At 45.9% G+C, this 14,561-nt stretch carries 9 protein-coding genes and 1 riboswitch; of the genes, 1 reads left to right on the top strand and 8 read right to left on the bottom strand.

Features of this window, described 5'->3' with window-relative positions; translation table 11 throughout:
- Window positions 1–525: 525 nt before the first annotated feature.
- Window positions 526–1,902, bottom strand: coding sequence for an NCS2 family permease (locus FS818_RS26395; protein ID WP_145336233.1), 1,377 nt, complete (start codon window positions 1,900–1,902; stop codon window positions 526–528).
- A 187-nt stretch (window positions 1,903–2,089) separates the two neighbouring features.
- Window positions 2,090–2,189: riboswitch (purine riboswitch) on the bottom strand.
- A 495-nt stretch (window positions 2,190–2,684) separates the two neighbouring features.
- Between FS818_RS26395 and FS818_RS26390 the strand changes: the two genes are divergently transcribed.
- A complete protein-coding gene (locus FS818_RS26390; protein WP_145336231.1) occupies window positions 2,685–3,794 on the top strand; it encodes a DNA cytosine methyltransferase in 1,110 nt (369 codons plus the stop codon).
- A gap of 54 nt (window positions 3,795–3,848) precedes the next feature.
- On the opposite strand, the gene FS818_RS26385 is transcribed toward FS818_RS26390, so the two are convergent.
- From FS818_RS26385 to FS818_RS26355, 7 genes are all read right to left on the bottom strand, one after another.
- Window positions 3,849–4,496 (bottom strand): hypothetical protein, encoded by a 648-nt coding sequence (locus FS818_RS26385; RefSeq protein ID WP_145336229.1) that lies wholly within the window; start codon window positions 4,494–4,496, stop codon window positions 3,849–3,851.
- 66 nt (window positions 4,497–4,562) lie between these two features.
- Window positions 4,563–6,230 carry an AlwI family type II restriction endonuclease gene (locus tag FS818_RS26380; protein ID WP_145336228.1) on the bottom strand — a complete coding sequence of 556 codons (1,668 nt, stop codon included), beginning with the start codon at window positions 6,228–6,230 and terminating at the stop codon, window positions 4,563–4,565.
- A 1-nt stretch (window position 6,231) separates the two neighbouring features.
- On the bottom strand, window positions 6,232–6,735 hold the full coding sequence (locus FS818_RS26375; protein ID WP_145336226.1) for a hypothetical protein: 504 nt from the start codon (window positions 6,733–6,735) through the stop codon (window positions 6,232–6,234).
- A gap of 381 nt (window positions 6,736–7,116) precedes the next feature.
- Entirely contained in the window at window positions 7,117–8,655 is a 1,539-nt protein-coding gene (gene guaA / locus FS818_RS26370; protein WP_145336224.1) for a glutamine-hydrolyzing GMP synthase, read from the bottom strand.
- Window positions 8,656–9,479: 824 nt separating this feature from the next.
- Window positions 9,480–12,101: a DUF4129 domain-containing transglutaminase family protein gene (locus tag FS818_RS26365; RefSeq protein WP_186375613.1), complete on the bottom strand. Its 2,622-nt coding sequence runs from the start codon at window positions 12,099–12,101 to the stop codon at window positions 9,480–9,482.
- 1 nt (window position 12,102) lies between these two features.
- Window positions 12,103–13,503 (bottom strand): DUF58 domain-containing protein, encoded by a 1,401-nt coding sequence (locus FS818_RS26360; protein ID WP_145336220.1) that lies wholly within the window; start codon window positions 13,501–13,503, stop codon window positions 12,103–12,105.
- Entirely contained in the window at window positions 13,500–14,492 is a 993-nt protein-coding gene (locus FS818_RS26355) for an AAA family ATPase (RefSeq protein ID WP_145336218.1), read from the bottom strand. Before FS818_RS26355 ends, FS818_RS26360 begins: the two co-directional genes overlap by 4 nt.
- Window positions 14,493–14,561: the final 69 nt, after the last annotated feature.

Genomic DNA, 14,561 nt, shown 5'->3' with positions numbered 1-14,561 from the left:
CTCGCTACCGAAACCAGTTCGTTTCAGCAACTCTTATATAATATCATGTCCGAACCAACTTTGCAAGCTCTTTTTTTTAAGTTTCTTTCGAAGCTTGTTTTCAATGGCTTGCCGCACCGTGTAAACCGTGTTTTCTTGGCCGGAATTAGAATATACCACGTATCACTACCACATGTAAAGCATTATTTTAAAACATTTGAACAATTCATCATTTTCACGAGAACATGCATTTCAGGTCAACTTTACAGCACCCTTATTCTAATTTCGGAAATGTAGTGTTGCAACAATGACTACCTCTTCCGAATACATTTCTACTTAATCTCACCGTTGTCCGGAATATTCTTTTCCATTTGAATGACCATATCATTTCATAATACGACTCTTTATCTCTGAGTTAGAGCAACTAAAAGGTTCTGAACTGATCCACTTTTCACCTCACGTTTCAAACTCTTATATAGAAGAAACAAAAAAAGCGAAGCTCGATGTGATATCGTAGCTCCGCTTTCTTCATAAACAAACCAGGATTTATTCTCCGCCGATAAACACGTAACGGCATATAACGATAACGGCCAGAACCCACATCAACCAATGTATTTTCACTTTACGCTCAGTAACCAAATTACTGAACACAGCCAAAATAACATAGGATACGATACCTGCAGAGATCCCGTTCGCAATCCCACCTGTAAATGGCATCAGTACAATAGTAAGGAATGCAGGGAAAGCCTGCAGAAAATCATCCCACTCAATACTACGAACTTGGCTCATCATAAGTACCCCTACAATAATCAGAGCCGGAGCCGTTGCCGCAGAAGGAACAACCAAAGCAAGTGGCGCGATAAACAAAGCAAGAATGAACAACAAACCTGTCGTTACCGAGGTTAACCCTGTACGCCCACCAGCTTCAACACCCGAAGCACTTTCAACATAAGCCGTAATCGTACTTGTACCCAGTGCCGCACCTGCGCTGACACCGACAGCATCGACGAGCATGGCTTTACCAATCGTCTTCTCACCTTTGGCTTTATCCTTCATAATCCCCATACGTGTTGCCGTTCCAACCATCGTACCGAAGGTATCAAACAGTTCAACGAATGTGAAAATGAAGATGATTTCGAACAATCCAAGGCTAATCGCACCTTTCAGATCAAGTTGCCCGACAGCCAGGTCACTGAAGTTAGGCAGCCAGCTTGCACTGGACAGGCCACTCAAATTGGTTACCCCCATCGGAATACCAATCAGCGTTGTTGCTACGATACCAATCAACAAAGCCCCTTTAACACGCATTACCATAAGGACCGCAATCAGTAGCAAACCAATCAAAGCGAGTAATGCATCATGATGTGTAATAAAGTTCCCAAGAGACAAGTTAAAGCTACTTCCTGGAATCGGCTGGCTCAAATCTGCATCCGGTGCAACATTCACGGTTACTGCCACCAGATTGGCGAGTTTAAAACCGATAATCGTAATAAAAAGACCGATACCTACGGTGATTGCCATTTTAATGGATTGTGGAACTGCAACAAGCAGCATTTGCCGAACTCGGGTCACGGTCAGAATGATGAACACGATACCCGAAAGGAATACAGCACCGAGGGCTGCCTGCCAGCTGATTGCACCATTCGAACTCAGAACTACGGTCATAAAATATGCATTCAATCCCATACCCGGAGCAAGCGCAATCGGAACGTTCACGAACAACCCCATAATTATTGTCATCAATCCAGCGCCGACGGCTGTTGCAAAGAATACTGCATTGTCGGACATCCCTGCCCCATTTTGTCCCAAGAACAATGTGTTTACAAAAAGAATGTAAGCCATTGTCATAAAGGTGGTCAGACCCGCAACAATCTCCGTTCTAACATTTGTTCCGTTTTCTTTGAGTTTAAAGAAACGATCCATAATTCACTAACTCCTCCTTAGAGATGTTGAAGCCATAAGTTATATTGAAAAACGACAAATGACCCTGAGAAGTACTTTCCCCAGAGTTCAGCTTGACCAGAAGCAGGCACACGGCCCGTTGACCAAGAACAAAAAAAATTCTAATGTGCGCGGGTGATGTCCCACCGCAGTCATGTAGAATTCATGTGCTTAGCCTGCTCCTCTTCGTAGCCAGATCATTAGGGTGATCTCGTAGAGACTCCCGGGCCAATCCCCAGGATTATACGAATTAGTATGCGCTATTTGTTTGTTTCCCATCATCATTTTAGGAGGGAGCTTCTATTTTGTCAATGATAAAAACGAATGTTTATATTAGAAGTCCAGATTAACGTTCGTATTATATGCCAGATTGAACCAGTTTAGCGATTTACAAACCAATTCCAAATACAAATGATAGTGAATTCTGACGATATTATGTACATATTTTCAACACCCCCTTTAAGATCAGAGCCTCTGAATAGTACATTTAACGCCGCCCGTTTTATCAATGAACCATACAAACAAAACGGTAGCGTTCGTTAGGTACTTTTTATGATAAAGATACAATCTGCTTTTTATTTCGCCAGAATGGTATCTCTTGAATTCGACTTTGAATCGAAGAAGAGGAACCTCGTTATATATACAAATCCGATCCAGTAACAGGAACATAAATTCGTATATTCGACAAAGTCAGACCATTATATTGCTGCATTTTTTTATAAAAAGCAGTATAATGATGATATACTTTGAATCGGGGTGAGATAATGATTTTTAAAAAAGGTGAATTCTTTAACGGTCCCGGCGGTCTCGCTTTAGGAGCAAAGATGGTTAAAGTTGTCGATAAAAACGGCGTTGAATATAGAGTTGAACACGAATGGGCTAATGATATAGATGAATCAGCATGTCGTACATTCATTCATAATATTTGTCCGGATCGACCGGAATCAGTCATTAATAAGGACGTACGTGAATTAGATATTAATACTCTTGGAGAAATTGATGCATTTTCCTTTGGATTCCCATGCAATGACTACAGCATTGTCGGCGAAAAAAAAGGACTGGATGGAAATTATGGCCCTTTGTATACGTATGGGGTTAAGGTATTAAGAAAGTTTCAGCCGAAGTTTTTTATTGCAGAGAATGTTTCAGGACTTCAAAGCGCAAACGAAGGACAAGCTTTTAACATGATTATTCGAGACCTGAAAGAATCCGGCTATAATGTGACACCGCATTTATATAAATTTCAGGATTACGGCGTACCGCAAACAAGACACAGAATTATTATCGTTGGGATCAGGAAAGATATAAACAAAGAGTTCAGGGTCCCGGCCCCTACGCACGGAGAAGGCAAACTGCCTTATAAAACGGCCAAACAGACATTAACTGAACCTCCTATTCTTCCTGACGCATTGAATAATGAACTTACTCGCCACACTTCTAAAGTGATTGAATTCTTGAATCATATTCCTGCTGGACAAAATGCATGGTTTGATCAAATCCCAGAACATCTTAGATTAAATGTAAAAGGCGCAAAAATGAGCCAGATCTACAGACGTTTGCACCCTGACCAACCTTCTTATACGGTTACAGGCAGCGGGGGCGGCGGAACACATATGTATCATTGGAGTGAACCTCGTGCATTAACCAACCGGGAACGCGCTCGAATCCAGACATTCCCTGATGATTATGTTTTTCTTGGCGGAAAAGAAAAAGTCAGACAGCAAATTGGTATGGCTGTTCCTCCAGAAGGTGCAAAAATCATAATTGAAGCGATTTTAAAAACTTTCGCTGGTATTGAGTATGAGAGTATTGATTCGAAATGGAATGCTGATGAGTTTGTTTATGAGTCAAAAGAGAACTTAATTAGTGTTTGATAAGTGTATAACAAAAGGAGCGACTAATTTTAGTTGCTCCTTTTGTTTATAGCTTTATGAATATAGATTTGGATAATGGTTTGTGTCCATTGGCTGATGACTAAACATCCACTGGATCACTTTATTCCAATCCTTTTCAAGATCGTCAAAATGTATCCCGAAATTATCTGCTTGCAAGGGTACTTTGGTGCCTGGGATAAAATCTCCTTTTCTCAAAACCCGCGTTGTTCCAACATCATGACTGAGTTTAGCTAGGGAGGCGCACCCAACCATATGCACCTTGCCTGTAGGAACGTCTTTTGGTCTGTCCCAATACACAGAAGACATCACATAAAGATGCGAAAGATTCTCTTCCTTTTTCCTGAAATCTAACTTACTCCATTCAATAAGCATCCATTGACCACCTTGCCGCGTACCTTTAACATCAATCCTCCATCCGTTGATGTCGGCATCCTGTTTATCCCATACGCCGCGTGGATAATATTCAAAGTCCAAAGCCACTTGCATGTCGAAGTGATCCTTCATCATCTTGGAGAAAGCGACTTCTGAAATTTTCCCGATCAGGTTATCACGCCCAATCTCAATATGACTGCGACGGGCAGTATCTGTTTGACCGAATTCAATTTCTTGCTGATTTTTGGCACACTTATAAGAAAACTCTTTGCATTGTTCTAACTCTTCCGATGTTAGGTCGATAATCATAAGATAACCCTCCTACAAATAATGCCCTGCATTTTTGTATAAGCCAGTTACTTGGTGTTTTTGGCCTTAGTTAGGATAAAGAACTATATGACCTGATTCATTGCGTACATAGCCAGATGAATTTTGTTGTATTTTTTTCAGGATTTCTCCGACAGTCGAATAGGCTCGATTATCAATCGTTTGCAGGAAAAGCTCGACACGTTCTTCCTTTTCCAGATCATTGTCAATACAGTAATCAAGGAAACCAAGCAATACGTTTGCACTTAACATAATTCCCTTGATATCTCGGTCGGGAATAACACGTTTTGCAAGATTGCTTATTTTTTCCAGGTTCTTTTCTCCGCTCCAATTCGATGCTGTAACGTATCCAAAAAAAGACACTTGACGTCCGTCATAACCATCATAATTCGGTAAATATTCCGAAGCCATATGTGAAGCCAAATGAGCAGACAATGGGAATTTAGTACGATAGTTCTTCGCATCCACGATACCCATTTGCGAGTTTTTGTATTTAAGCAAAATCTCGATTTCAGTTTCGACATTAGCGTTAGATTTCGGACGCATCTCAACATCAAATCCAATTGCTTTGAATACTTCTCCCGTTTTATCTTCAAATACAAGGTTATCTTGTTCATTCAGATACCCTTCTACAAACTCATTGTTAATGGATTGGTACGTTGCTTGTTTCAATTCAAAGGCATATTTTAATGACTCCTTTTCCGAAAACTCTCCCTTGAGAATCTCTATTAAAGAATCATTCGACAACTCATCTAAAGCAGGATAGTTGGATAATACATTTTGAATTTTTAACATTGTCTTCGATTTGTTCGTGGCAGGTTTAACATCGCCATAACTGCTTGCTTTGTAACTTTCGATATCCAGTCCGTTATTTTCCGCCATGCGTTGAAGTGAAATGAGATAACGTGAATTAAAGGGATATCGTTCATCGTACGTTGTAATTTTATCGGAGACTTCCTTTGAATGAACAGGGTCCACGCGGAGCGCTTCACCACGTATATATTCCACAAGCTCTGTGTAATCACTAATTAACATAAACGTATGGGCAACGTCACCATGCGCCTTTGCAAAATCTCTTGCACCTTTGTCCGAACGTTCACGATGATCGAAGTTTTCAGCGATTTCTTGTTTGATCTGTGCCTTTTCAATTTCGCTTGCGTTTCTGAATTGTAAAATCCGGTTCGTAATAGTTGCTAATTCATTATCGTTCTGTGCAGTTAACACGAAATATGTAATTTCTTCTTTAGTAACGTAATAGTCTAACTGCCCTTGATTGGTCAATTTAATAAGAAACCGTACAGGACGGATTCGGAAACTTGATTCAAACTGAGGACGGAAGCCGGACTCCAGAAAGTAAGCATTGGGAATTTGCAGAGTCAATATTTGTTTAGTTACGTTTTCCCTAACCTTCTCACCGTCCATAATCTTTTTCCCTGCTTTGGTAAGTCTCAAATATCCTTCTTCATCGGTATAAACATAAGCAAACGTTTTTAACATCGCTGCCCATGTCCTTCCTCCTGATCCGTCGTTACTGAAACTATCTCGTTTGACTCCACGAGTGTTTAAAGCGTGCTCATACTGAAGATGGGCTTCACGGTTACCGGACCATTTTATAGCCAATCCCTCTGTAGCATCCCATAGGGCAAGAAGTGCATCCCGATGAAATTTAGGATCACGTTCTGGACGAGTAATAAACCATATTTTTCTTTGATTCATCTTAAGATCCCCCTTCTGAACTTAATTGAGATAATGTTTTTTCATATAAACGTATTTCGTCCTGTGATAATTTCCCGTTCATTGTGTTTAGGGCATCCACGTAGACCTTTATTCCAACAAGGAACTCTCGTATTTCAGGCTCATTCACGAGAAGATATTCGATATCATTCATGGATAAATCAATGGATATCGCAGCGATCTTAAACAATTCTTCATCAAGCACTGTATGAACTTCAACAGGTGTGTAACGATCATTTCCGTGCTCACGAATGATATGATTTATAGCTGATATTGATTTCACAAACGTAGAGATTCTCATATCCTCAAGCTCATTGAATGTACGATTGAACCAATTTCCACTTCGCCCAGTAGAGCCACTCAACGTAGCATGGCTGATTTTTCGACTTACAAGTTCCTTGTCCAGATTACGAGTGAAACGATAAAGAAAAACTTTATTGAGCAATCCTTGTAATACTGCACTTTCATTCGCGGCAATACCAGACACACCCCAACCCTCCTCGCCTAATATATTCCAAATCCTTTAGTCACACTAATCATAATCGATAAACTGTTCTTTAGAATAGGCTCATGAGGTTATATTGTAGAGCAAGGTGTTATTTATTTATTTATTTGTTTCTTTCTTTCTTATAATAGGCCTACCTGTTCCTTTTTCTTCCTGGATATCTTGACTCAGCTTAAAGTCTACAATGAATTCACTGATTCATGGCATAAAAAAACTCCCTTCTATTTGCTAAATAACGCAGATAAAAGAGAGTTATTTTATACATTCAATAGTTGCAGTTAAATCAAAAATCCGTGCTCATCAGCGCCAAAAACCTAAGGTATCAAAGCTCTAGCACGATTAACAATGTGAATAGTTAACGACCTATTCCCACTCGATCGTTGCAGGTGGTTTGGACGTTACGTCATAGACTATACGGTTTACGTTGTCTACTTCGTTAACGATCCGCACGGAAATTTTCTCGAGTACATCCCAAGGGATACGTGCCCAGTCGGCAGTCATGCCATCGATGGAAGTCACGGCACGGATACCTACCGTGTAGGAATACGTACGCGCGTCACCCATAACGCCAACACTCTTCATGTTAGGCAGGGCGGTGAAGTATTGCCAAATTTCGCGGTCAAGACCGGCTTTGGCGATTTCTTCACGCAGGATGTAGTCGGAATCACGAACAATTTTCAGTTTCTCTTCCGTCACTTCGCCAAGTACACGGATCGCGAGACCCGGACCAGGGAAAGGCTGACGGTGTACGATTTCGTCCGGCAAGCCACACTCCGTACCTACTTTACGTACTTCGTCTTTGAATAGTGTATTCAAAGGCTCGATCAGCTTGAAGTTCATGTCTTCCGGCAGACCGCCCACGTTGTGGTGGGATTTGATTGTCTGTGCCGTAGCCGTACCACTCTCTACGATGTCTGTGTACAGTGTACCTTGAGCCAGGAATTCGAAGTCATCGAACTGCTTGGACTCTTCATCAAATACGTAAATAAACTCGTTACCGATAATTTTACGTTTTTGCTCCGGATCATCCACGCCAGCCAGTTTGGACATGAAGCGTTCTTTAGCGTCGATTTTGACAACCTTCATATCGAATTTGCCAACAAACGTCTCCATTACGCTCTCTGCTTCGCCTTTACGCAACAGACCGTGGTCGATAAACATACATGTCAGCTGATCACCGATCGCTTTGTGCAACAATGCTGCCACAACGGATGAATCCACACCGCCGCTGAGTGCGCACAGCACTTTACCGTCGCCCACTTTTTCACGAATATCTCTAATCGTGTCATCAATAAAGGTTTCCATCGTCCAGTTGCCTTCGCAACCACAGATTTCGAACAGGAAGTTGCGAATCATCTCGTTACCGCGAACGGAGTGACGTACTTCCGGGTGGAACTGCACTGCATACAATTTGCGCTCGTCGTTACTCATCGCAGCGATTGGCGCACTTTCCGTGCCTGCATCCAGTTTGAAACCCGGAGGCAATGTGACAACGTGGTCACCGTGACTCATCCATACGGTATGTTCACCTTCAATTCCTTGAGCGAGTGCTGCACCTGCAGCAAACTCAAGGTCTGCTTTGCCGTACTCACGCTTCTCGGAACGTTCTACTTTCCCTTCAAGCTGCTGAGCCATGAGCTGCATACCATAACAGATACCAAAGATCGGCAAGCCCAAGTCATAGACACCCGGATCAACGTGTGGTGCATTTTCAGCATATACGCTGGATGGGCCGCCGGAGAATACGATTCCTTTTGGCGCCAATTCGGCAATTTTCTCCGCAGGTGTGTTATATGGCAAAAGCTCGCTGTATACGCCAAGATCCCGGATTCTTCTGGCGATTAACTGGTTGTATTGGCCTCCAAAGTCAAGGACAACCACAATTTCATTTTGCTTATTCATTACCGTGCCTCCCTCAATTAATGAAACTAATTATACGCAACGACAAAACCTACCGTCAAGGAAAGACAAAACTCCATTTTTCGGGCATATAACGCAGAGATGTGACATCAGGCGACAACTGCTTCCATTCCAGGAGCTCAACCTCTCCAGATGCACTTTTGTTCAACATCGGCTGCACATATGCTCCACCCCTTATGTCCTCTTATAATTGGATAAAAGAACCGATTTCATCCGTCGGGTGGTGATAATAAAAGCCGCCTAAAGATATCGTACCAACCGAGATGGTGACTTGGTTAGTTTGAGTATTAAGTTTGCTATGGAGTTTTGGTATCGAGTTCGAGTATCACATCTAAGCATCAAATGTGTTGCTGGCATCCCCGAATGATATTGAACACGCTAACGATCACACCGAACCTTATTTTGCACTCTAAGTAGTGCTAGAAAATCTAACGATCCTCAGAAGCGCTATTTGGACTAAAACGCCCAAAAACCAGCGAAAATGTCGTCTTTTCAAGTAAATAAGGTTTCTGGTGATCGTTAAAATTCTAGACTGGCAAAAAAGGGCTAAATAGCGTCGCTGGTGATCGTTAGAGATTGTGAAGTCTAATCTCGGGCCATTGAGGTTTGAAAATAGACTTTGTCTGGACCTATGTCAAGAAAGTAGACACTTACGCGACGGATTTGTCCGTAAATTTCTCCGCAAAACGAGCAGGGGGAAAGATAACCTAGCGCACCATGCATTCACTCCGTTTGCAATTTGATAGAGTGTTGGTTTAAATAAGAAAAATCTCGTTCACCCTTGGGCAAACGAGACTGGTCAGGATTTAGCGCTGACGTCTGGGGGAGCGCCGGGCCAGGCGAAGTGCCCGGCGCAAGAATTCGAGACTGTCCGCGCGTAGCGGACGGTCTGGCCCGTATAGCAGCCGCTCCCAGTCGGCTGCAAAGCGCGCGATGTCCGCGCCGTCCGTGCCCGCGGCCACGGCGGGTGACGCTGCGTATTCCCGCAGCGTCATGCCCGGCGGCCGCGGGCCGTACCGGCGCGCAAGCGCGCGCCAGACCGGAGCGGCAGCCTGCAGCAGCCGCTCGCGGTCCGGGAAGCTGCTGCGCGGCCACGCCAGCAGCAGCCCAAGCCGCAGCGCGGGGCGAAGCCGCCGCGCGCAGGCCCATGCAGCGGCGCACAGCAGCGCCGCTGCCGCAAGTGCCGTCGCGGCCGGCCACGGCGCCGCGACAAGGGCACGTGCGTGCGCGGCAAGCCACGCGCCCGCACGTTCCAGCCCGCTGCCTGTACCCGGCAGCGGGGCTTCGTCGCCTGGCAGTGCCGAGGCGACCCCTGCGGCGCTGGCATCCAGAGCCTGCGCCGAATCAAACCCCGGCGTAGCCTCAAACGGCACCCAGCCCACGCCGGGAAAATACACCTCCACCCAGGAATGAGCATCCCCCTGGGTGACAACCACTTGCCCCGGGTTCTGCGGGTCCGCTTGTCCTGGGGCATAGCCTTTCACCCAGCGTGCCGGTATCCCCTCGGCACGAAGTAACACAACCATGGCGGTGGAAAAATGGTTACAATACCCCGCACGGGTCACAAATAAAAAATCATCCACAAAATCCGTCCCTCGTGACGGCATTCGGGTATCCAGCGTGTACCGGGCGTTCGCTTTCAGATAACTGCGCACGGCCTGTACAGCATCGTACCGTGTTGTACTTGAACCGATAATCTCGGTAGCAAGATCCCTTACCCTTTGCGGAAGTGTATCTGGAAGCTGTAGATCCTTTCGGCGAATCGAGGCAGGATCGGATGTATTATTCCCGCCAGCATGCTTCTGTTCGCTCACGCTAAAATTCTTCTTGTCATCCTTGCTATCCTTGCCAGCACTCTTCCCATCCATCCTTACACGCTGTCGAAGCTGTTCTGTTGTCACATTCGGCACCATCACATCTACCGTGTAATGCTGGACAAGCTCATTCCTGTCTCTTCCTCCTGCAAGCCACAAGGTGCCGGTATCTTCATTAGAGAGCAGTCGCTTTTCATTCTTTTTATTAAGGACATCACCATCTTGAAAAGACAAACTTACCGGCAACCCTCCCGTAAAAAGCGGATTCGGACCGCGCCACTCCCGTTCCATCGTGATGATCTGACGAACACGCTGCCAGTACGGATGCTCCTCCCATCCATCGGAACGTAGCAGATCCGATGCGTTAACATAACGGAAGCGATGCTCCGTATCACTCCAGGCACTGCCATTGTAGTAAGAACGAGTTTCCCCGCGCCAATACGTAGAGACAGGCGTTTTTGCCACGAATACAGGTTCATTGCCTTGTACCAAGGGGGCCCCCATAGGTGCATCAACGGTGCTATATCCCGTCACACTCAGAGAAGCCGGTACACTGCCTGAAGGAGTGTATCCTGCCCATCTAGCCAAACGTTCAACCGTATCCATAACAGAGAGTTGTCCGGCAGGTGACACAACACTGAGCCGTGCAGGAAGTGTAGATATCAGCACCACACAGACCGCCGTGCCCACAGAAACAGCCATCCAATATAGATAAATCTTACTCCGTATCCGATGAGCGCTGTTCTTTTTACTTCGTGCCGCCTTGTTGTGAGTGTTTTGATGTACACCTTGGTTTTCGCCTTGGTTTGTACTCTGGTGTGTACTTTGCTTTATACTCTGGTTTGCACCTTCGTTTGTACCTTGTTTTGTACCTTGAAGTACACCTGGGATCATGCCTCGATTTATACCTTCATGTGCACTTTTCTGATCCTGCGCATTCCGTTCATGACCTGTGCCTTCCGAAAGGCGCAGCAGGTGAAGCATGCCCTGGATGCACAGCAGCCAGCATACCGAGCGAACCACCGAGCCATAAGCATCATATCCGACAACAGTCTCCAGCAGGATCAGATAAACTAATGTTCCCGTGCCAAACAGAGATATGCTACGACGAAGTAATACCAGGTACTGTACCGAGGCGAGTAACATGCTCCAGCCGCACAGCATAAATAACCCTCTGGTTTCCCTGCTCATCACACGAAAACGTCCTGTATCGATCCACTCCCCCAGATCAGCATTAAGTATCCCAGGATAGGATAAGCCCCATTCGATTGGATGACTGCTTCCGTACATTACACACAGTGCAACGTATATCATAGGGATGCGGAGCGCGATGCTCGCCATCCAGCCTGTACGCAGCAATCCAACGGATAGAAGGATGGCTGAATAGCCAGCCATGACAACGGCAAATCGCTCACTCCCTGCTTGACCATCAGAAGTCACAGGATATATCCATTCCATGCACAATACGAGCAATCCCGCTGTGATAAGCCATAGATATATCACAGGAGCTGATAGATACATAAACGTAGACGAAAATAATAACGGTTTTACTTCTGATCGCCGTGCCTGTACGATCTGTCCAGCGGGAACCGCAGAGTCGGGCTTCTGTTTCATTTTACGCCCCCACATCAACTATCCCAGCCTTTCCGCCATCCAAAGTTCCAGCGGTGATAACAGACTCCTGATAGACCACCTTTACCCCTTTGGATACAAGACGTTCAGTCCATGCTTGCGAACGGTTGACCTGTAAGACTGACGAATTCAACGTAGCCGATGCCCCCGAATGTTCCTTCCCTTCACCCGCCGTGCCTCTCATCCGTCCGTTCATGGTTAGATGCACACTGGCCTGAAAGCCAAGTGCCGACGCATATTCAAGCCATGCAACCAATCGTTCATCCAGTTGTCCAGTGAAGACCAGAATACTTGACCCGTATGGAAGATGCTCCAGTCTGTCAACGCCCAGTCGTTCTCCAATCGATACCCGTTCCTGATGCAAACGTGCATATGCAAGCCGTCTTAACGCACAGTCCAAACTGTTCGTATGTTCTCCAGCATCTCTCCGGCTTCCACTAGCTTCATCATGACTACGTTTCGTTTGTGCTTCGTACCCTGCATCCCCTTCTAAAGGCATGTCACGTTTACTTGCAAGCTCATCTCCACTTAACCAAAGCTCACAAGGCATTTGTGCATCTGCTGCCTCTCGTACCCAACTCGCCGCACCGAGCACTGCTCGTTCGAACACTTCCTCCTGCCTTTCCTGATGAATTTCCTGGCTACGTTCTCCCGCCCCAACCCCCTCATATCCTGAGCACTCTTCGTATACCATGATCGCGAGTGAGGTACTTTGCGGCATATCAGGAAGCAGCGTATGCAACTTTCCGCTTCTCGCTGCGCTCTTCCAATGAATTCGGTTAAACGGATCCCCGTGTTGATATTCACGAATTTCTGTTCCGGGTATACCTTGCAATGGATGTTGCACACCCACGCCTTCGCCATGACCCGTCCAGGCTTCCGGCCAGATTGATGCTCCGGCATTTCCGGTCCCGGGCACCACCACAACAGGCTCTTCACCCTTAATTGTGGTGTAGGCTCTGCTCCACCCAAAAATATCTCCCCAGTATACTCGCCCTTCCTGCCAAACATGTACTCCTCGGGTAAGACCTGTTATCTCATACTGATAAGACCATCGTCTTTTCAAGCCTGGAAAAAGCAATTTACGATGTATACCCCCAGGGGTGTTATCACATACCACGAGCCATAATAGCGGAAGCGGACACCTCATCTGTAACTCAACCCGAACGCGGATGCTTTCTCCTGCCGTGATCTGCCCTTGTCTTAGTTGTCTGTTTATAACAATCTGACGGGGACCAAACACTCGCAGGAGTATTCCATATAACACGACATGCAAGGATACCGCTAACAGGAACAACGCCGATTTCCCGCCATGCCAGAAATAGAGACAACCCAGAAGAACAGCCATCACCATTTGAGCTATACTTCCGCGAAACCCTGTCATGCGCGTCGTCCCCTTCCCTGCCCACTCATCTGCACGGGTACAGGCACAGAAGACAATACTTCACGGATGACTTGCTCTTGCACTGCGCTTCCGTCCGCTCTGTTCATTGATTTCAGCTGAATTCGGTGGGCCAGAACCGGTACAGCGAGGGATTGCACATCATCCGGCACAACGTAACTACGACCTTGTAAGTAGGCATAGGCCTGCACGGCCGTCATCCAGGCCAGCGTTCCACGGGGGCTGATGCCCAGTCTTACGGAGTCATGACTTCTCGTAGCCACTGCGACAGCCACAAGATATTGCTTGATCACGGCATCCACATGTACCTGCCTCACTTCACGCTGCATGGCCACTACTTCCTCAGCCAGCATAATCGGACGCATGTTCTCTAACATATCCTTGCTGCGCTCACGAGAAAGCAGTTCTACCTCCTGCTCCGGCTCGGGATATCCCAGCGTAATTCGCATCATGAATCGATCCAACTGTGCTTCCGGCAAACGATAGGTGCCCTCAAACTGCAACGGGTTCTGTGTTGCAAGCAACAGAAACGGCTTCGGCAAGACGTGAGTTGTACCGTCTATGGTCACACTGCGTTCCTCCATGGCTTCCAATAACGAAGACTGTGTCCGGGGAGATGCCCGATTAATCTCATCCGCAAGCACGATATTGTTCATCAGCGGTCCGGGTCTGAAGCTAAACTCTCCTGTAGGAGCGTGATATATAGATACACCCGTCACATCGGCTGGCATGACATCGGATGTACATTGAATACGCCCCATCGCACAGCTTAAAGATGAAGCCACGGTGCGAATCAGCATCGTTTTTCCTGTACCCGGTACGTCCTCCAACAGAACATGGCCTTCACTAAGCATTGCAGCAATGATATATTGAATTTCCTGTTTCTTACCAATGATCACATCAGCAATTCGATTGCTGAGCCTGTTTAACAGTTCGGTAGCATGATCATGCTCTATTCGCACTCTGGTCACTTGAACCACACTCTCCTTCCTTGCCTATGAATCGTGATTATCATAATCTATGATTCATTGTTGCCCGGA

Source organism: Paenibacillus xylanexedens (assembly GCF_007680605.1).
Lineage (GTDB): Bacteria > Bacillota > Bacilli > Paenibacillales > Paenibacillaceae > Paenibacillus > Paenibacillus xylanexedens_B.
This window is presented reverse-complemented; position numbering and strand designations above follow the sequence as displayed.

Coding starts and splice junctions, on each gene's coding strand:
- FS818_RS26395 (WP_145336233.1), bottom strand. CDS start 1,902: ATGGATCGTTTCTTTAAACTCAAAGAAAACGGAACAAATGTTAGAACG.
- FS818_RS26390 (WP_145336231.1), top strand. CDS start 2,685: ATGATTTTTAAAAAAGGTGAATTCTTTAACGGTCCCGGCGGTCTCGCT.
- FS818_RS26385 (WP_145336229.1), bottom strand. CDS start 4,496: ATGATTATCGACCTAACATCGGAAGAGTTAGAACAATGCAAAGAGTTT.
- FS818_RS26380 (WP_145336228.1), bottom strand. CDS start 6,230: ATGAATCAAAGAAAAATATGGTTTATTACTCGTCCAGAACGTGATCCT.
- guaA (WP_145336224.1), bottom strand. CDS start 8,655: ATGAATAAGCAAAATGAAATTGTGGTTGTCCTTGACTTTGGAGGCCAA.
- FS818_RS26365 (WP_186375613.1), bottom strand. CDS start 12,101: ATGAAACAGAAGCCCGACTCTGCGGTTCCCGCTGGACAGATCGTACAG.
- FS818_RS26360 (WP_145336220.1), bottom strand. CDS start 13,503: ATGACAGGGTTTCGCGGAAGTATAGCTCAAATGGTGATGGCTGTTCTT.